The 18,552-nt window shown below is 56.7% G+C and carries 15 protein-coding genes; 10 read left to right on the top strand and 5 right to left on the bottom strand.

Annotated elements, in window-relative coordinates:
- Positions 1-3 precede the first annotated feature (3 nt).
- The 3 genes from IM295_RS13365 to IM295_RS13355 form a co-directional block, all read right to left on the bottom strand.
- On the bottom strand, positions 4-747 hold the full coding sequence (locus IM295_RS13365) for a type 2 GTP cyclohydrolase I (protein ID WP_193066816.1): 744 nt from the start codon (positions 745-747) through the stop codon (positions 4-6).
- Between the two features lie 10 nt (positions 748-757).
- Entirely contained in the window at positions 758-2,170 is a 1,413-nt protein-coding gene (gene phrB, locus IM295_RS13360; protein ID WP_193066808.1) for a deoxyribodipyrimidine photo-lyase, read from the bottom strand.
- Between the two features lie 598 nt (positions 2,171-2,768).
- Positions 2,769-2,975 (bottom strand): YbfA family protein, encoded by a 207-nt coding sequence (locus IM295_RS13355; RefSeq protein WP_014069366.1) that lies wholly within the window; start codon positions 2,973-2,975, stop codon positions 2,769-2,771.
- A gap of 308 nt (positions 2,976-3,283) precedes the next feature.
- Between IM295_RS13355 and kdpF the strand changes: the two genes are divergently transcribed.
- The 9 genes from kdpF (at position 3,284) to potE (ending at position 15,216) form a co-directional block, all read left to right on the top strand.
- Positions 3,284-3,373: a K(+)-transporting ATPase subunit F gene (gene kdpF / locus IM295_RS13350; protein WP_014069365.1), complete on the top strand. Its 90-nt coding sequence runs from the start codon at positions 3,284-3,286 to the stop codon at positions 3,371-3,373.
- On the top strand, positions 3,373-5,052 hold the full coding sequence (gene kdpA, locus IM295_RS13345) for a potassium-transporting ATPase subunit KdpA (protein ID WP_193066807.1): 1,680 nt from the start codon (positions 3,373-3,375) through the stop codon (positions 5,050-5,052). Before kdpF ends, kdpA begins: the two co-directional genes overlap by 1 nt.
- 18 nt (positions 5,053-5,070) lie before the next feature.
- Entirely contained in the window at positions 5,071-7,119 is a 2,049-nt protein-coding gene (gene kdpB / locus IM295_RS13340; protein ID WP_048957828.1) for a potassium-transporting ATPase subunit KdpB, read from the top strand.
- Between the two features lie 12 nt (positions 7,120-7,131).
- Positions 7,132-7,707 (top strand): potassium-transporting ATPase subunit KdpC, encoded by a 576-nt coding sequence (gene kdpC, locus IM295_RS13335; RefSeq protein ID WP_045261086.1) that lies wholly within the window; start codon positions 7,132-7,134, stop codon positions 7,705-7,707.
- Positions 7,708-10,395, top strand: coding sequence for a two-component system sensor histidine kinase KdpD (kdpD, locus tag IM295_RS13330; RefSeq protein ID WP_193066806.1), 2,688 nt, complete (start codon positions 7,708-7,710; stop codon positions 10,393-10,395).
- On the top strand, positions 10,392-11,069 hold the full coding sequence (kdpE, locus tag IM295_RS13325) for a two-component system response regulator KdpE (RefSeq protein WP_008501074.1): 678 nt from the start codon (positions 10,392-10,394) through the stop codon (positions 11,067-11,069). Before kdpD ends, kdpE begins: the two co-directional genes overlap by 4 nt.
- A gap of 279 nt (positions 11,070-11,348) precedes the next feature.
- A complete protein-coding gene (gene speFL, locus IM295_RS13320; RefSeq protein ID WP_003858645.1) occupies positions 11,349-11,453 on the top strand; it encodes a leader peptide SpeFL in 105 nt (34 codons plus the stop codon).
- Positions 11,454-11,707: 254 nt separating this feature from the next.
- Entirely contained in the window at positions 11,708-13,906 is a 2,199-nt protein-coding gene (speF, locus tag IM295_RS13315; RefSeq protein WP_193066805.1) for an ornithine decarboxylase SpeF, read from the top strand.
- Positions 13,903-15,216, top strand: a complete 1,314-nt coding sequence (gene potE / locus IM295_RS13310) for a putrescine-ornithine antiporter (protein ID WP_045630860.1) — start codon at positions 13,903-13,905, stop codon at positions 15,214-15,216. The genes speF and potE overlap by 4 nt, the downstream gene beginning before the upstream one ends.
- Before the next feature lie 104 nt (positions 15,217-15,320).
- Here potE and pgm read toward each other — a convergent pair whose 3' ends face one another.
- Both pgm and seqA read right to left on the bottom strand, forming a co-directional pair.
- Entirely contained in the window at positions 15,321-16,961 is a 1,641-nt protein-coding gene (pgm, locus tag IM295_RS13305; RefSeq protein WP_193066804.1) for a phosphoglucomutase (alpha-D-glucose-1,6-bisphosphate-dependent), read from the bottom strand.
- Between the two features lie 24 nt (positions 16,962-16,985).
- Positions 16,986-17,534, bottom strand: coding sequence for a replication initiation negative regulator SeqA (gene seqA, locus IM295_RS13300; protein ID WP_041910775.1), 549 nt, complete (start codon positions 17,532-17,534; stop codon positions 16,986-16,988).
- 183 nt (positions 17,535-17,717) lie between these two features.
- On the opposite strand from seqA, the gene ybfF reads away from it, so the two are divergent.
- A complete protein-coding gene (ybfF, locus tag IM295_RS13295; protein ID WP_193066803.1) occupies positions 17,718-18,491 on the top strand; it encodes an esterase in 774 nt (257 codons plus the stop codon).
- Positions 18,492-18,552: the final 61 nt, after the last annotated feature.

Below are 18,552 nucleotides of genomic sequence, written 5' to 3'. Positions count from 1 at the left end.
TCATCAGGCCGGATTAGGAATATCAATAAAGGTCACATCCAGATCGGTATTTTCCGTCAGCCACTCGCTGAGGGCGCGAATACCGCCGCGCTCGGTAGCGTGGTGGCCTGCCGCGTAGAAATGCAGCCCCTGCTCGCGGGCAGAGTGAACCGTCTGCTCGGAAACTTCGCCGGTAATAAACGCATCAACACCAAAGCACGCGGCGCTGTCGATAAAGCCCTGGCCGCCGCCGGTACACCACGCCACGCGCTTCACGGTATCCGGCCCGGTATCTCCGCACCACAGCGGACGACGCCCCAGCCGCGCTTCGATCCACGATGCCAGCTCCAGCCCCGGTACCGGCATCGACAGTTCGCCCCACGGCACCAGCGGCTCGATTTCACCCATCACGGTAATCCCCAACAGTTGCGCCAGCTGAACGTTATTTCCCAGTTCAGGATGCGCATCCAGCGGCAAATGGTAACCGTACAGGTTGATATCATTCGACAGCAGCGTTTTGAGGCGGTTGCGCTTCATGCCGCGGATAATCGGCGATTCGTTTTTCCAGAAGTAACCGTGATGGACAATCACCGCGTCGGCTTCCTGACGCACCGCCTCATCCAGCAGCGCCTGGCTTGCCGTCACGCCGGTGATGATTTTCTGCACCGTTTCGCGCCCTTCGACCTGCAGGCCATTCGGGCCATAGTCGCTAAAGGAGGCGGTATTAAGTTTTTCGTTAATCAGGCGTTCCAGTTCACTGTTTTTCATCATCATTCTCTCAAACTTTTCGTGCGGCTTCGTACGCCGCCAGCGTGGCGACGCGCGCCTGTTTATGGTCGACAATCGGGCGGGGATAATCGAGCTTTACGCCCTGTTTATCCGCCCATGCCCACGGGTCATGGATCGCTTTTTCAGGAACGTTCCTGAGCGCGGGCAACCAGCGGCGAATAAAGTCGCCGTTGGCATCAAATTTTTGCCCCTGAGTGGTCGGATTAAAAATCCTGAAATAGGGTGCCGCATCAGTGCCGGTAGAGGCCGCCCACTGCCAGCCACCGTTATTCGCAGCCAGATCGCCATCGATCAGCTGAGAAATAAAATAGCGCTCTCCGATTCGCCAGTCGATAAGCAGATCTTTCACCAGGAAGCTCGCGGTAATCATTCGCAGACGATTGTGCATCCACCCGGTTTCATTTAGCTGGCGCATAGCGGCGTCCACAATCGGATAGCCCGTCTCCCCTTTTTGCCAGGCCTGTAAAAGTGCCTCATCGTGCTGCCATTTTACGCTGTCGGTCCACGGAATGAACGGACGATGCTTACAGAGACTGGGATGGTACGTCATCAGATGGCGGTAGAATTCACGCCAGATAAGTTCGTTCAGCCACACCGAGCCCGCACCACCGTCCAGCGCCTGCGGCTGTTCGGCCAGAAGACGATGCAAACACTGGCGAGGGGAGAGCACGCCCAGCGCCAGGCAGGCCGATAATCGGCTTGTCCCTTCAATTGCCGGGAAATCCCTGCGCGCGTCGTATTCTCCCGCGCCCTGCCTGCAAAACTGGCGCAGCTTCGCAATAGCGGCCTTCTCACTGGCAGGGAACAGAAGTTCATCAAATGCCCGTTGGGGATAGTTGAACGTTAATTCGGGGAGATCGGTTATAGCCTCTCCTCTGGCGGCGGGCGCGGGTACGCACTCCGGCAGCGCCTCTTTCAGGCGCTTAACAAAAGCATTTTTAAACGGCGTAAACACTTTATACATTTCGTGACCGCCGGTCATAACGCTGCCCGGTGCCAGCATCACGCTGTCATCAAATCCCTCACATACCACCTCTCCCAGCATTTTCTCCAGTTGGCGATCCCGCTGCTGTTCGTTCAGTTCGTACTGGTAGTTATAAAAAAGATGCGTGACGCCGTTCTGCTGGCATATCTCCTTCAGCATATGAAGCTGCGCGGTAAAATCGCTGACCTCTTTGTAGATCAGCGGAATGCCTTTCCCGGCAAGCGCGTGCTGCAGTTCGTTCAGGTGTGATTTGAGGTAAGCCGCCTGCCGTGGAGCCATATCATGCTGTTGCCACTGCTCAGGCGTGGCGATAAATAGCGCCAGTACGCTGGCGTCATCAGAGCGGCAGGCTGCCGCGAGAGCGATGTTGTCATGTACGCGCAAATCCGCGCGAAACCAAACCAGATGGGTGGGCATAAAACTCCAGGCTATTGTCCATTATGTCCATAAGGGCATGCCGTACAAGGAAAAAGCATGCATTGAACTACTTTGCCATGAAGTGTAGACGGGATGAAATAAAAAAGGCCGCCCGGGGCGGCCTTAACGCTACTTGTCCTGCGCTATCGTGGTTAAAGCGACAAACGCATTAGGTTCATCACTCTTTACAACGAGTACGCTGGCGACAATGAACGCGATGCATATATAGCGTTTCACTATGCGGTCCCTGCTGCTAACCGCTCCACCGTTCACCACCGGTGATAAGTCGGTGGACACAAGCCCGGGTAGGCGGGCTGCTTTACGGCTGAAAATACACCTTTCCCAGGACCGATGCCCATTTGCGAGATGGCGGAAAGGGACGCAGCATCATAATTACTATCCGCTGCAAAGGTAAGATACCCGAATAAAATTAGGAATTTATAAAGGCTTCGAGGGATTGCCATCTTCTTACAGAAGGGTATGATAAAAATCCCGGGTAGGGGCTGCAAGACCACCCAACGGACCGCGAATCCCGAGGGACAAAAAAACCGCCATATTGCTATTGGCGGTTTTTTTATGGCTACGCGTCAGCGTTGTATCAATAGAAATCGCAGGTCGCTTTCTCTGCCTGATCCATCCACACCGGCTTCTCGCTGGTTTTCGCCCAGACGCGGTGCAGATAGCTATAAAAACGCGCGCGATCTTTCCAGAACAGCATCACCGGCAGGGCCAGCACGCCAGCCACTACGGCGAAAGTGCGACGCATGAACACGATATGAGCCGGATACTCTTTATAAAGATCCATATTTTTCTCCCCTGTAGTTGGCCGGAAACCTTCTCCGGAAAATGTGAAATCTGTGACCTGGATAAAATAATATCGCTTTGCGTGTAATTTTACTACTCATCCGACCACTTATTTTTATTCATTTAGCGAATATTTACATTCGCGCCGTAATTAAGTTACAAAAAAGTTAATGATTTACTTATCAATAGTTAAATTATGGTCTTTCCATTTTTATACTTTTTTTACACCCACCCTTCTGATTTTTGCGAAATCTTTGCGCCATAAATCCTACCGTTAGCACAACAACAAAAGTCACCCGGAGGTGGATTGTGAGTGCAGGTCTTATTGCCGGCATCGTGCTGGTGTTCCTGTTATTGGGTTATCTGGTCTATGCCCTGATTAACGCGGAGGCATTCTGATGGCTGCTCAGGCGTTTTTGCTTATTGCCAGCTTCTTAGTGGTATTGTTCGTTCTGGCAAGGCCGCTGGGAACGGGGCTGGCCAGGCTTATCAACAACGTCCCCCTGCCCGGCACGGAAAGCGTTGAAAAAGGGATCTGGCGCGTACTGGGTATAGACGATCGGGAGATGAACTGGCGTGACTATCTGATCGCCATTCTGCTGCTGAACATCGTTGGGCTCATTGCACTTTTTGCCATGCTGATGCTGCAGGGTAGCCTGCCGCTGAATCCGCAACGGTTACCGGGCCTGTCCTGGCACCTGGCGCTGAATACGGCAGTCAGTTTTGTTACCAACACCAACTGGCAGTCCTATGCCGGTGAAACCACCCTCAGCTATTTCAGCCAGATGGCTGGATTAACCGTGCAGAACTTCCTCTCTGCAGCCAGCGGTATCGCGGTAATTTTCGCGCTGACGCGCGCGTTTGCACGTCAGAAAATCGGTACCCTGGGTAACGCCTGGGTGGATCTGACGCGCATTACGCTGTGGATCCTGCTGCCGATTGCGCTGCTTATCGCGCTGTTCTTTATTCAGCAGGGCACCCTGCAAAACCTGCTGCCTTACGCCCCGTATACTTCGCTTGAAGGAGCAAAACAGATCCTGCCGATGGGACCAGTGGCGTCGCAGGAAGCTATCAAGATGCTCGGCACCAACGGCGGCGGATTCTTCAACGCCAACTCGTCGCATCCGTTTGAAAACCCTACCGCCCTGACCAATTTTGTACAGATGCTGGCGATCTTCCTGATCCCCGCCGCGCTCTGTTTCGCCTTTGGTGATGTGGTCAACGATCGCCGTCAGGGCCGCACACTGCTCTGGACCATGTCGCTGATCTTCGTGGTCTGCGTGGCGCTGGTGATGTGGGCTGAATGGAGCGGCAACCCCCATTTCATGCAGCTTGGGGCGAACAGCACTATTAATATGGAAGGCAAAGAAAGCCGCTTCGGCATTCTTGCCAGCAGCCTTTATGCTGTCGTCACCACAGCAGCCTCGTGCGGGGCGGTGAACGCCATGCATGACTCTTTCACCGCGCTGGGCGGCATGATCCCGATGTGGCTGATGCAGATCGGCGAGGTGGTGTTTGGCGGCGTGGGCTCCGGTCTTTACGGCATGCTCCTGTTCGTGCTGCTGGCGGTGTTTATTGCCGGTCTGATGATTGGCCGCACCCCGGAATATCTCGGTAAAAAAATCGACGTTAGCGAGATGAAACTAACCGCGCTGGCGATTCTGGTCACCCCGGCGCTTGTGCTGCTCGGCACCGCGCTGGCGCTGATGACCGAAGCAGGACGCAGCGGCATCTTTAACCCGGGCATTCACGGCTTTAGCGAAGTGCTGTATGCCGTCTCCTCGGCCGCCAACAACAACGGTAGCGCCTTTGCAGGCTTAAGCGCCAACTCTCCGTTCTGGAACTGTCTGCTGGCGTTCTGCATGTTCGTGGGCCGCTTCGGGATCATTGTGCCGGTAATGGCGATTGCCGGATCGCTGGTGAATAAAAAAATCCAACCGACCACCACCGGGACGTTACCGACCCACGGCGCGCTGTTTATCGGCCTGCTGACGGGCACCGTGTTGCTGGTCGGCGCCCTGACCTTTATCCCCGCCCTCGCGTTAGGCCCGGTCGCGGAAACTCTCTCTTTACGCTGATTTTGCGGAGTATTTGTCATGAGTCGTAAACAACTGGCCCTGCTCGAACCGACGTTAGTTCGTCAGGCGCTTATGGATGCGGTCAAAAAGCTGAGCCCGCGCGTGCAATGGCACAACCCGGTGATGTTTATCGTCTGGGCCGGCAGCGTCCTGACCACCGCACTGGCGATTGCCATGGGGACGGGTCACATGCCGGGAAACGCGATGTTCACTGGGGCCATCAGCCTGTGGCTGTGGTTTACCGTGCTATTCGCCAACTTTGCCGAAGCGCTGGCGGAAGGCCGGAGTAAAGCGCAGGCCAACAGCCTGAAAGGGGTGAAAAAAACGGCGTTTGCGCGGAAATTACGTGAACCGAAATACGGCGCGCAGATGGACCACGTTCCGGCGGATGAACTACGTAAAGGTGATGTGGTGCTGGTGGAAGCTGGCGACATCATCCCGTGCGACGGAGAAGTCATTGAAGGTGGCGCATCGGTAGATGAAAGCGCCATTACCGGGGAATCCGCACCTGTGATCCGTGAATCCGGCGGTGATTTTGCCTCCGTAACGGGTGGGACGCGCATTCTTTCCGACTGGCTGGTGATCCAGTGCAGCGTCAACCCGGGCGAAACCTTCCTCGACCGGATGATCGCCATGGTTGAAGGCGCTCAGCGCCGTAAAACACCGAACGAAATTGCCCTGACCATCCTGCTGATAGCCTTGACCATCGTCTTCCTGCTGGCAACCGCGACGCTGTGGCCATTTTCCGCCTATGGCGGCACTCCGGTCACCATCACCGTACTGGTGGCGCTGCTGGTCTGCCTGATCCCTACCACCATCGGCGGCCTGCTGTCGGCCATCGGCGTGGCCGGCATGAGCCGTATGCTCGGTGCTAACGTCATCGCCACCAGCGGGCGCGCGGTTGAAGCCGCCGGTGACGTGGATGTCTTGCTGCTGGATAAAACCGGGACCATTACCCTCGGTAACCGCCAGGCATCCGAATTCTTACCCGCCCCGGGCGTGGATGAAAAAACGCTGGCGGATGCGGCACAGCTCTCCTCGCTTGCCGATGAAACCCCGGAAGGCCGCAGTATCGTGATCCTCGCTAAGCAGCGCTTTAACCTGCGCCAGCGCGACGTTCAGAGCCTGCATGCCACCTTCGTGCCGTTTACGGCGCAAACCCGAATGAGCGGGATTAACATTCAGGATCGCATGATCCGTAAAGGCTCTGTTGACGCCATCCGTCGCCACATTGAGGCCAACAATGGCCACTTCCCGCCTGAAGTGGACAACCTGGTCGAAAGCGTAGCCCGTCAGGGGGCCACGCCGCTGGTGGTGGCAGAAGGCGCGAACGTGCTGGGCGTAATTGCCCTGAAAGATATCGTCAAAGGCGGCATTAAAGAGCGCTTTGCCCAGCTGCGTAAAATGGGCATTAAAACGGTGATGATCACCGGGGATAATCGTCTTACCGCCGCGGCGATTGCCGCCGAAGCGGGCGTGGATGATTTCCTTTCCGAAGCCACGCCGGAAGCGAAACTGGCGTTGATTCGTCAGTATCAGGCGGAAGGTCGTCTGGTGGCGATGACGGGCGACGGTACCAACGATGCCCCTGCCCTGGCGCAGGCCGACGTGGCGGTGGCGATGAACTCCGGTACCCAGGCGGCAAAAGAGGCGGGCAACATGGTCGACCTCGACTCTAACCCGACCAAGCTGATTGAGGTGGTGCACATCGGCAAGCAGATGCTGATGACGCGCGGTTCGCTGACCACCTTCAGTATCGCCAACGACGTGGCGAAGTATTTTGCCATTATCCCGGCGGCCTTTGCGGCCACCTATCCGCAGCTCAATGCGCTGAACGTGATGCACCTGCACTCTCCGGCATCGGCCATTCTGAGCGCGGTGATTTTCAACGCCCTGATCATTGTCTTTCTTATTCCGCTGGCGCTGAAGGGCGTGAGCTATAAGCCGCTGACCGCCGCCGCCATGCTGCGCCGCAACCTGTGGATATACGGCCTGGGGGGGCTGGTGGTGCCTTTCATCGGTATCAAGGCTATCGACTTGCTGTTGACCCTGTTCGGGCTGGTTTAAAAGGTGAATCAAATGACGATGTTACGCCCCGCTATACTTTTGTTTATTCTGCTGTCTCTCATTACCGGCGGGCTGTACCCGCTGGTAACCACCGCGCTGGGCCAGTGGTGGTTTAAGGATCAGGCCAACGGCTCGCTGATTATACAAAACGGCGAAAACCGCGGTTCACGGCTGATTGGTCAGAACTTTACGGATGCTCGCTACTTCCAGGGACGCCCTTCCGCCACTGCCGAAAGCCCGTATAATCCGATGGCATCCGGCGGCAGTAACCTGGCGGGCAGCAACCCGGAGCTGGACAAAGCCGTCGCTGAACGCGTGGCAACCCTGCGTGCCGCCAATCCTCAGGCCAGCCGCGAGGTGCCCGTAGAGCTGGTGACCGCCTCGGCCAGCGGGCTGGACTACAGCCTGACGCCGGCAGCGGTGGCCTGGCAGATCCCGCGCGTCGCCGCCGCCCGTCAGTTGACCGTCGAACAGGTGAGCAAGCTGGTGGCAGAGCACACGCAAAAGCCGCTGGTCAGCTTCATCGGCATGCCCGTGGTAAATATTGTTGAGCTGAATCTGGCGCTGGACGCGCTAAGGAAAAACTAAATGACCGACGAGCCCATGCGCCCGGATCCGGACAGGCTGCTTGAACAGACGGCTGAAGCCCATCGCGGCAAACTGAAAATTTTCTTTGGCGCCTGCGCGGGCGTCGGGAAAACCTTCGCCATGCTGACGGAAGCCCAGCGGCTTCGGGCGCAGGGGCTCGATATTCTGATCGGCGTGGTTGAAACCCACGGACGTAAAGAGACAGCATCGCTGCTGAAGGGGCTGGCTACCCAGCCGCCCCGCCGCATCAGCCACCGTGGTCGGTTAGTTACGGAGTTTGATATTGATGCCGCCCTCGCGCGCCGCCCTGCCCTTATCCTGATGGACGAACTGGCGCACAGCAATGCGCCAGGCTCACGCCATCCCAAACGCTGGCAGGATGTTGAAGAGCTGCTCGAGGCCGGCATTGATGTGTTCACAACGGTTAACGTTCAGCATCTTGAAAGCCTGAACGACGTAGTCAGCGGCGTGACCGGCATTCAGGTGCGCGAGACGGTGCCCGACCCGTTCTTTGATTCTGCCGATGAGGTGGTGCTGGTTGACCTGCCTCCTGACGATTTGCGCCAGCGCCTGCACGAAGGCAAGGTTTATATTGCCGGCCAGGCCGAGCGCGCCATCGAACATTTCTTCCGCAAAGGTAACCTGATTGCCCTGCGCGAGCTGGCCCTGCGGCGTACTGCCGATCGCGTTGACGATCAGATGCGCGCCTGGCGCGATCTGCAGGGACAGGAGCGCGTCTGGCACACGCGGGATGCTATTCTGCTGTGCGTGGGCCACGGCAGCGGCAATGAAAAGCTGGTCCGCACCGCCGCGCGCCTGGCGGCCAAATTTGGCAGCGTCTGGCATGCGGTGTATGTCGAAACGCCGCAGCTGCACGCTCTGCCCGAAAACCAGCGCCGCGCGATCCTGAGCTCGCTGCGCCTGGCGCAGGAACTGGGTGCCGAAACCGCTACCCTTTCCGATCCGCAGGAAGATAAAGCCATTCTGCGCTACGCGCGGGAGCATAACCTGGGGAAAATTGTCATTGGCCGCCGCCAGCATCGCCGCTGGTTTAGCCGCGAATCCTTTGCCGACAAGCTGGCCCGCCGCGCGCCGGATCTGGACCTGGTGATCGTGGCGCTGGATGATAAACCTGCTCCCCTCCCCAGCCGCGCGCCGGACAGCCGGGCCTTCAGCGATAAATGGCGTATTCAGCTCCGCGGCTGCCTTGTCGCCGTCGTGCTCTGCGCCCTGATCACTATAATCGCCAGCAAATGGCTGATTGCCTTCGATGCGGCCAACCTGGTGATGATCTACCTGCTGGGCGTGGTAGTGGTGGCGCTCTTTTACGGACGCTGGCCGTCGGTACTGGCGACGGTTATTAACGTCATCAGCTTCGATCTGTTCTTTATTGCCCCCCGCGGGACGCTCGCCGTCTCGGACGTACAGTACATCCTCACCTTCGCCGTGATGCTCACCGTCGGGCTGGTGATCGGGAACTTAACGGCTGGCGTGCGCTACCAGGCGCGTATCGCCCGCTATCGCGAACAGCGCACGCGGCATCTTTATGAGATGTCGAAATCGCTGGCGGTAGGCCGCACGCCGCTGGATATTGTGCAGACCAGCGAACAGTTTATTCGCTCGACCTTTCATGCCAGCAACCTGATTTTACTCCCGGACGATCACGGCAAGCTGCGCCCGCTGACGTCGGCTTCGGGCATGACGCCCTGGGACGAAGCCATCGCCCGCTGGAGCTTTGATAAAGGGCTACCGGCGGGTGCAGGGACCGACACCCTGCCCGGCGTGCCCTATCAAATTCTGCCCCTGCGCAGCGCCGTTAAAAACCTGGGGCTGGTTATCGTGGAGCCCTCTAATCTGCGCCAGCTGATGATCCCCGAACAGCAGCGACTGCTGGAGACCTTTACGCTGCTGGTTGCCAGCGCGCTGGAACGGCTGGCCCTCACCGCCAGCGAAGAGCAGGCCCGGCTGGCAAGCGAGCGCGAAAGCATCCGTAACTCGCTGCTGGCGGCGCTGTCTCACGACCTGCGCACACCTCTTACCGTCCTGTTTGGCCAGTCGGAAATCCTGACGCTGGACCTGGCAGCGGAAGGTTCAAAACACGCCATGCAGGCCAGCGAAATCCGTCAGCACGTGCTCAATACCACGCGCCTGGTGAATAACCTGCTCGATATGGCGCGTATCCAGTCGGGCGGTTTTAACCTCAAAAAAGAGTGGCTCACGCTTGAAGAGGTGGTGGGCAGCGCGCTGAAAATGCTCGAACCCGGCCTCGGTGGGCGGCATATTGCGCTGAACATGCCCGAGCCCCTGACGTTAATTCACGTCGACGGTCCGCTGTTTGAACGAGTGTTAATTAATCTGCTGGAAAACGCCGGCAAATATGCGGGTGCCAGCGCCCGGATTGGGGTGGATGCGACGGTGGTCGACGACACGCTTCGTCTTGACGTCTGGGATACCGGGCCGGGCATTCCTGCCGGACAGGAGATGGCTATTTTCGAAAAATTCGCACGCGGCAATAAAGAGTCTGCCATCCCGGGCGTGGGGCTGGGGCTGGCGATTTGTCAGGCAATAATTGATGTTCATGGCGGAACCATTTTCGCGGAGAATCGTCCGGAAGGCGGCGCGCGTTTTTGTGTTACACTTCCTCTGGAAACCCCGCCGGAACTGAATGAATTACCAGAGGATTTGTGATCAACGTTCTGATTGTTGAAGATGAGATCGCCATTAGCCGGTTTCTGCGCGCAGCGCTGGAAGGTGATGGTCTGCGCGTTCATGATGCGGGTACGCTTCAGCGGGGGCTAATTGAAGCCGCGACCCGCAAGCCGGACCTGGTAATCCTCGATCTTGGCCTGCCGGACGGTGACGGCATCGATTTTATCCGCGAGGTACGTCAGTGGAGCCAGATGCCGATTCTGGTGCTCTCCGCCCGTACTGAAGAGACGGATAAAATCGCCGCGCTGGATGCCGGGGCGGACGACTATCTGATAAAACCTTTTGGTATCGGCGAGCTACAGGCTCGCCTGCGCGTGGCCCTGCGCCGCCACAGCGCAACCACGCCTGCTGACCCAACCTACACGTTTGGGGATATCCGGGTTGATCTGGCCGCGCGGCGGATTGTGCGCGGTGAAGAAGAAATCCATCTCACGCCAATCGAGTTTCGCCTGCTCGCCGTGCTGCTTAATAATCACGGTAAAGTACTCACCCAGCGCCAGCTGTTAAGTCAGGTGTGGGGACCCAACGCGGTGGAGCATAGTCACTATTTACGCATATATATGGGACATCTTCGCCAGAAACTTGAAGTTGACCCCGCGCGCCCCCGTCATTTATTAACTGAAACCGGTATCGGTTATCGGTTTATGCTTTGAATAACTATTCAATTTATTTTTAAATAAAAACGAAACCTCTCAGAAAATATTTCACAAATATCCCAGCCGTTATTTTTTTTGATTATTTACGCTCATATCAAACATTCACAACACAATCTATTAACGTGACACTAACAATTCAGAATTTTGATCTGCATTATTCATCAAAAACGACTAATTATTTCTGAAATGATCGGTTAATGGTGATCTGCTTCACGGTTAATCGCCTTTGCCTGGATAAAATGACCATGCTTTCAATTACTGAAAGGAAAATGAAACATGGAAAACAACAATCGCTTAATGCCCCATATAAGGCGGACAACGCATATTATGATGTTTGCCCACCGAAACTGCTTTGACTTTCATCTCTTTAATGCCCGGTAGTCCTTCGACTTCTGGCGCACTCGCTTACAGGTTATCCTGAAAAACCTTAACTTACAGGCAATTGCCTGTGAACTCGTGCGCTCATTCATCTTGATTCAGACTCATCCGCACCGTGCGGACTGAATTTCAATCATCAAAAAAGCAATTCACTGATTTTAATCAGCGGCTACCCATTGCTTTTTTTCCGGAAAATTATCGATTTCTTTCTTGCAAGAAATCGAGGGACGCTTATTACCTAAAATAAAGAGAGAAAGATGAAAAATTTAAAAATCGCAGCCAGCCGTGCATGTCCGGACTGCTTTACTACCCAGCGTGAAGTGGTGGATGTCCGCGCTTCTGATTATATTGATGTTGCCGCCATTGTTCTGGCGGTCACGGATATTGCCAGCGGTATCCTGGAAGAAATAGAAGCTACCGGTTTTGGTATTCCCGTATTTGTGGCGACGCACAAAGAAGAGATCATCCCGGCAGATTATTTATCGCGCATTCACGGCGTATTTGAGCATTCAGACACCAGCAAAGACTTTTATGGACGCCAGCTGGAAGCGGCCGCGCAGAAGTATGAAACCCAGCTGCGCCCGCCGTTTTTCCGCGCCCTTGTCGACTACGTGAAGCAGGGCAACAGCGCGTTTGACTGCCCGGGGCATCAGGGCGGGCAGTTTTTCCGCCGTCATCCTGCCGGCAATCAGTTTGTCGATTTCTTTGGCGAGACGTTATTCCGCTCCGATCTGTGCAACGCCGACGTGGCGATGGGGGATCTGCTGATCCATGAGGGCGCGCCATGCATTGCCCAGCAGCATGCGGCAAAAGTCTTTAACGCCGATAAGACCTACTTCGTGCTGAATGGCACCTCGTCGTCCAACAAAGTGGTGCTTAACGCCCTGCTCACCCCAGGCGACCTGGTGCTGTTTGACCGTAACAACCACAAATCTAACCACCACGGTGCCCTCCTTCAGGCTGGCGCAACGCCGGTCTATCTGGAAACCGCGCGCAACCCGTACGGCTTTATCGGCGGCATTGACGCGCACTGCTTTGAGGAGAACTACCTGCGTGAACGGGTGGCAGAGGTGGCGCCTGGCCGTGCACGCGATGCGCGTCCGTTCCGTCTGGCGGTGATCCAGCTGGGCACCTACGATGGCACCATCTACAACGCCCGTCAGGTGGTGGATAAGATTGGGCACCTGTGTGATTACATCCTGTTTGACTCGGCCTGGGTGGGTTACGAGCAGTTTATTCCGATGATGGCCGACTGCTCGCCGCTGCTGCTGGAGCTGAACGAGAACGATCCGGGGATCCTGGTCACCCAGTCCGTGCACAAACAGCAGGCTGGCTTCTCGCAGACCTCGCAAATTCACAAGAAGGACAGCCACATCAAAGGCCAGCAGCGCTATGTCCCACATAAGCGGCTCAACAATGCCTTTATGATGCACGCCTCCACCAGCCCGTTTTATCCGCTGTTTGCCGCGCTGGACATTAACGCCCGCATGCATGAGGGGCAAAGCGGCCGCAACATGTGGATGGACTGCGTGGTGACGGGCATTGAGGCGCGCAAGCTGATCCTGGAGAACTGCCGATTTATTCGTCCATTTGTGCCCGAGACGGTGGATGGCCGCGCGTGGGAAAGCTGGGACACGGCAGAGATTGCAACCGATCTGCGCTTCTTCCATTTTGTACCGGGTGAACGCTGGCACGCCTTTGAAGGTTATGCTGAGCACCAGTATTTTATCGACCCGTGCAAGCTGCTGCTGACCACGCCGGGCATTAACGCCCGCACCGGGGAGTATGACGACTTCGGCGTGCCCGCCACCATTCTCGCCAACTTCCTGCGTGAAAACGGCATCGTGCCGGAAAAATGCGATCTCAACTCGATCCTGTTCCTGCTCACCCCTGCGGAGGACATGGGCAAGCTGCAGCAGCTGGTCGCCCAACTGGTGCGCTTCGAAAAACTGCTTGAGAGCGATGTGCCGCTGAAAGACGTCCTGCCCTCCCTCTACAAACAGCATCCGGAACGTTACGCGGGTTACACCCTGCGCCAGATCTGCCAGGAAATGCACGATCTGTACGCCCGCCATAACGTGAAGCAGCTGCAAAAAGAGATGTTCCGCAAGTCTCACTTCCCGCGCGTGATGATGAACCCGCAAGAGGCGAACTACGCCTACCTGCGCGGTGAGGTCGAGCTGGTCTCCCTGCGCGACGCGGAAGGCCGCATCGCCGCCGAAGGCGCTCTCCCTTACCCACCGGGGGTACTGTGCGTGGTTCCAGGGGAAGTCTGGGGCGGTTCCGTGCTGCGCTACTTTGCCGCGCTGGAAGAAGGCATCAACCTGCTGCCGGGCTTCGCGCCGGAGCTGCAGGGCGTGTACGTCGAGGAGTGTGACGGTCGCAAACAGGTTCGCTGCTACGTCATCAAACAATCCGCTGCTCAGCCATCGCTGCTGAAAGGAGAAAAATTATGAGCAAGTCCAATAAGATGGGCGTGGTGCAGCTGACTATCCTCACCATGGTTAACATGATGGGCTCCGGGATTATCATGCTGCCCACCAAGCTTGCCGAGGTGGGGACCATCTCTATCATCTCCTGGCTGGTGACGGCTGTCGGATCGATGGCGCTGGCGTGGGCGTTTGCCAAGTGCGGGATGTTCAGCCGCAAGTCAGGCGGCATGGGCGGCTATGCCGAGTACGCCTTCGGCAAGTCCGGCAACTTTATGGCGAACTATACCTATGGGGTGTCGCTGCTGATCGCCAACGTGGCGATTGCCATCTCCGCCGTGGGCTACGGTACGGAGCTGTTTGGCGCGACGCTCAGCCCGGTGCAAATTGGGCTGGCGACGATCGGCGTGCTGTGGATCTGTACCGTCGCCAACTTTGGCGGCGCGCGCATCACCGGCCAACTCAGCAGCATCACCGTCTGGGGCGTGATCATCCCGGTGGTCGGTCTGTGCATTATCGGCTGGTTCTGGTTTAGCCCGACGCTGTACGCCAACTCCTGGAACCCGCACCATGTGCCGTTCTTCACCGCCGTGGGCTCGTCTATCGCCATGACGCTCTGGGCTTTCCTGGGCCTGGAATCCGCCTGCGCGAATGCGGAAGTGGTGGAAAATCCGGAGAAGAACGTGCCGATTGCGGTTCTCGGCGGGACGCTGGGCGCGGCGGTGATCTATATCGTTTCAACCAACGTGATAGCGGGGATCGTGCCAAACATGGATCTGGCTAACTCCACGGCACCGTTCGGACTGGCCTTTGCGCAGATGTTCACCCCGGAAGTCGGGAAAGTGATCATGGGGCTGATGGTGATGTCCTGCTGCGGATCGCTGCTTGGCTGGCAGTTCACCATTGCACAGGTTTTTAAATCTTCGGCAGATGAAGGCTATTTCCCGAAAATCTTCTCCCGCGTGACCAAAGCCGATGCGCCGGTGCAGGGGATGCTGGCAATTGTCATCTTCCAGAGCGGATTATCGCTAATGACCATCAGCCCGTCGCTGAACAGCCAGTTCAACGTGCTGGTCAACCTGGCGGTGGTGACGAACATCATCCCGTATATTCTGTCGATGGCGGCGCTGGCGATCATTCAGAAGGTGGCGAAGGTGGATCCGCACAAAGCGCGAGTAGCGAATATCGTGGCGCTGGTTGGGGCGATATACAGCTTCTATGCGCTCTACTCGTCTGGCCAGGAGGCGATGCTGTACGGGGCGATAGTGACCTTTATGGGCTGGACGCTGTACGGTCTGGTGTCGCCGAGATTTGAATTGAAGAACAAACACAGTTAGGTAAAAGCAAAACGGCAACCCTGAGGTTGCCGTTTTTAGTGTTTTCTCCCTCTCCCCGTGGGAGAGGGCCGGGGTGAGGGCATCAGCCCGCACCAGAACACGACTTATGCGTTTTTCAGCACTTCGCTGACAATCTCTACCGCTTCTTTCTCAATCTGCTGGCGATGCTCAGCGCCGAGGAAGCTTTCGCAATAGATCTTGTACGCATCTTCCGTACCGGACGGACGCGCGGCGAACCAGCCATTTTCGGTCATCACTTTCAGGCCGCCGATAGACGCACCGTTACCCGGTGCCGCCGTCAGACGCGCGGTGATCGGATCGCCTGCCAGGGTGCTTGCGCTGACCATCTCCGGAGAGAGTTTGGACAGAGCCGCTTTCTGGGCAGAGGTCGCGCCAGCCTGAATACGGTTATAGCTTGGTGCACCAAAGCGTGCAGCCAGCTCGTTGTAATGTTCCTGCGGGTTTTTACCGGTGACCGCGGTAATCTCCGCCGCCAGCAGGCACATGATGATGCCGTCTTTATCGGTTGACCACGGGGTGCCGTCGAAACGCAGGAAGGACGCGCCTGCGCTCTCTTCGCCGCCGAAGCCAAAGCTGCCGTCGTGCAGACCGTCAACGAACCACTTGAAGCCTACCGGCACTTCCACCAGCTTGCGGCCCAGCGCGTCCACCACGCGGTCGATCATCGCAGAAGAGACCAGCGTTTTACCGACAGCCACCTCTTTGCCCCACTGCGGACGGTGCTGGAACAGGTAGTTGATCGCAACAGCCAGATAGTGGTTCGGGTTCATCAGCCCGGCAGGGGTGACGATGCCGTGACGGTCATAGTCCGGGTCGTTAGCAAACGCCAGGTCGAATTTATCGCGCAGCGCCAGCAGGCCCGCCATCGCGCATTCGGAGGAGCAGTCCATACGGATCGCGCCGTCTTTGTCCAGGTGCATAAAGCGGAAGGTCTGATCGACGTGATCGTTCACGATGGTCAGATCCAGCTTGTAGTGCTCGGCGATGCGCTTCCAGTACTCAATACCGGAGCCGCCCAGCGGATCCACGCCCAGCTTCAGGCCAGCTTTCTGAATCGCCGCCATATCGACGATATCCGCCAGCCCTTCCACAAACGGCTGAACCAGATCCTGCTCTTTCACGTGACCGGAGGCCATCGCCTCATCAAGAGAAATACGTTTAACGCCTTTCAGACCTTCGGCCAGCAGCGCGTTTGCACGATCTTCCACCACTTTGGTGACGTTAGTGTCAGCCGGGCCGCCGTTAGGCGGGTTGTATTTGATACCACCGTCTTCCGGCGGGTTGTGGGATGGCGTAATGACGATACCGTCAGCCTGCGCGCCACCTTTTTTGTTGTGCACAAGGATCGCGTTTGATACCGCCGGTGTTGGAGTAAACCCATTGTTCTCCTGAACAATCACGTCCACACCGTTCGCCGCCAGCACTTCCAGCACGGAAATAAACGCCGGTTCAGACAGCGCATGGGTATCTTTGCCCACGTAGCACGGACCGGTAACGCCGTTTTTAGCGCGCTCTTCCGCAATGGCCTGAGCAATGGCCAGAATGTGCGGTTCGTTAAAGCTGTGGCGCGCCGCGCTGCCGCGGTGACCAGATGTACCAAACTTCACTGCGTGTTCTGCGTTGCCCACGACCGGTTTCAGCACGTAATACTGCGCGGTCAGCTGAGCGACGTTAATCAAATCGCTTTGTTGTGCAGGTTGGCCTGCACGGCTGTGATTTGCCATTACCGGGTCCTTATGATGCAAGGGTTAAATTGTACCGCAAACCTTTTCAATCAATTCCGCCGGGAACTGCATGGACTGCATGATGTGTTCAATCATGCTGCACTTGCGGCCCGTATTGGTATTGGTGATCACCCAGTACGGAGTGCCAGGGACATGTTTAGGTTTGGTTTGATTGCCATTTTGCAACAGCGTCTGCTCGTCGCCCGCGAAATAGACGCGGGTACGGCCGTGCAGCGACTCGGTCGCTTCAGCAAACGCTTTGTTATCCAGGGAGTAAAGTGTAGACAGCACCAGCATAAAACGGTTAACCGCCTTTTTCTGCTCCGCATATTCGTCGGAGAGCAGCAGTTCGCGCATCGCGCGCACTTTATCTTTTACCGGCGTCACGGCAGGTTTTGCTTGTACAGCAACGCTCGGCTGAGACACGACATCTTTGGTTACTGGGGTGGCAGGCTGTGAAGCGGCGGAAATTTTAAGCATGCGCCGTAAAATGTCGGACGCGCTCTCCCCGATATGCCGCGTCTGGCTGGCAATATACTGATAGAGTTCGTCATCAACTTCGATTGTTTTCATCTTAATCCAGTGCGATATCTTATCTGAATACAAGTCATTGGGATTATAAGGTCAAATCCCAACAGCGGATAGCGTCAAACCAGGTTGGCGGCAAAAGTCAGATTAAACTGGAACCTTGCAGCCGGGCGGCAGAATGGTCAACATGATACCCTAACCTGACATACGTAAAAAAAGAACTTTGCCATGAAATTGAATACCCGAGCGCAAACTGCACAATCGCCGAACAATAATTCCCCCATCGTGCTGGTTCATGGACTTTTTGGCAGCCTGGATAACCTGGGCGTGCTGGCCCGCGATTTGGTTACCGATCACGATATTTTACAGGTCGATATGCGCAACCACGGGCTTTCCGGCCGCTCAGACGAGATGACCTATGCGGCAATGGCGAAGGATCTGCTGGATACGCTAGACGCGCACAACCTGCAGAAGGTGACCCTCATCGGGCATTCAATGGGCGGTAAAGCGGTTATGGCGCTCACCGCGCTGGCGCCAGAGCGAATTTCCGGGCTTGTCGTGATTGACGTTGCGCCTGTGGATTACGACGTTCGCCGTCACGATGAGATTTTCGCGGCGATCAATGCCGTAACCGAAGCTGGCGTTTCCACTCGTCAGCAGGCGGCAGCGGTTATGCGTGAGCATCTTGATGAAGAAGGCGTGGTGCAGTTCCTTTTGAAGTCGTTTGTTGACGGGCAGTGGCGTTTTAACGTGCCGGTGCTGTGGGACCAGTACAACAACATCGTGGGCTGGGAAACCGTTCCCGCCTGGCCGCACCCTGCCCTCTTTATTCGCGGCGGTAACTCTCCTTATATTACCGACGCGTACCGCGACACGCTGCTGGCACAATTCCCGCAGGCGCGCGCCCACGTCATTGCCGGTGCCGGACACTGGGTGCATGCGGAAAAACCGGATGCTGTACTGCGCGCCATTCGCCGCTATCTCGCTGATACTGCAAATTGATTAAAAAGAGAGCGACTGGAAGATGACGGGCTTCCAGTCGTTGGCGTGCCGTTTTTGGTGA

The sequence above is a fragment of the Enterobacter cloacae complex sp. P14RS genome (assembly GCF_014895895.1).
In the GTDB taxonomy this organism is placed as follows: Bacteria; Pseudomonadota; Gammaproteobacteria; order Enterobacterales; family Enterobacteriaceae; genus Enterobacter; species Enterobacter bugandensis.
The sequence above is the reverse complement of the archived record's forward strand: the minus strand, read 5'-3'. Positions and strand labels throughout refer to the sequence as shown.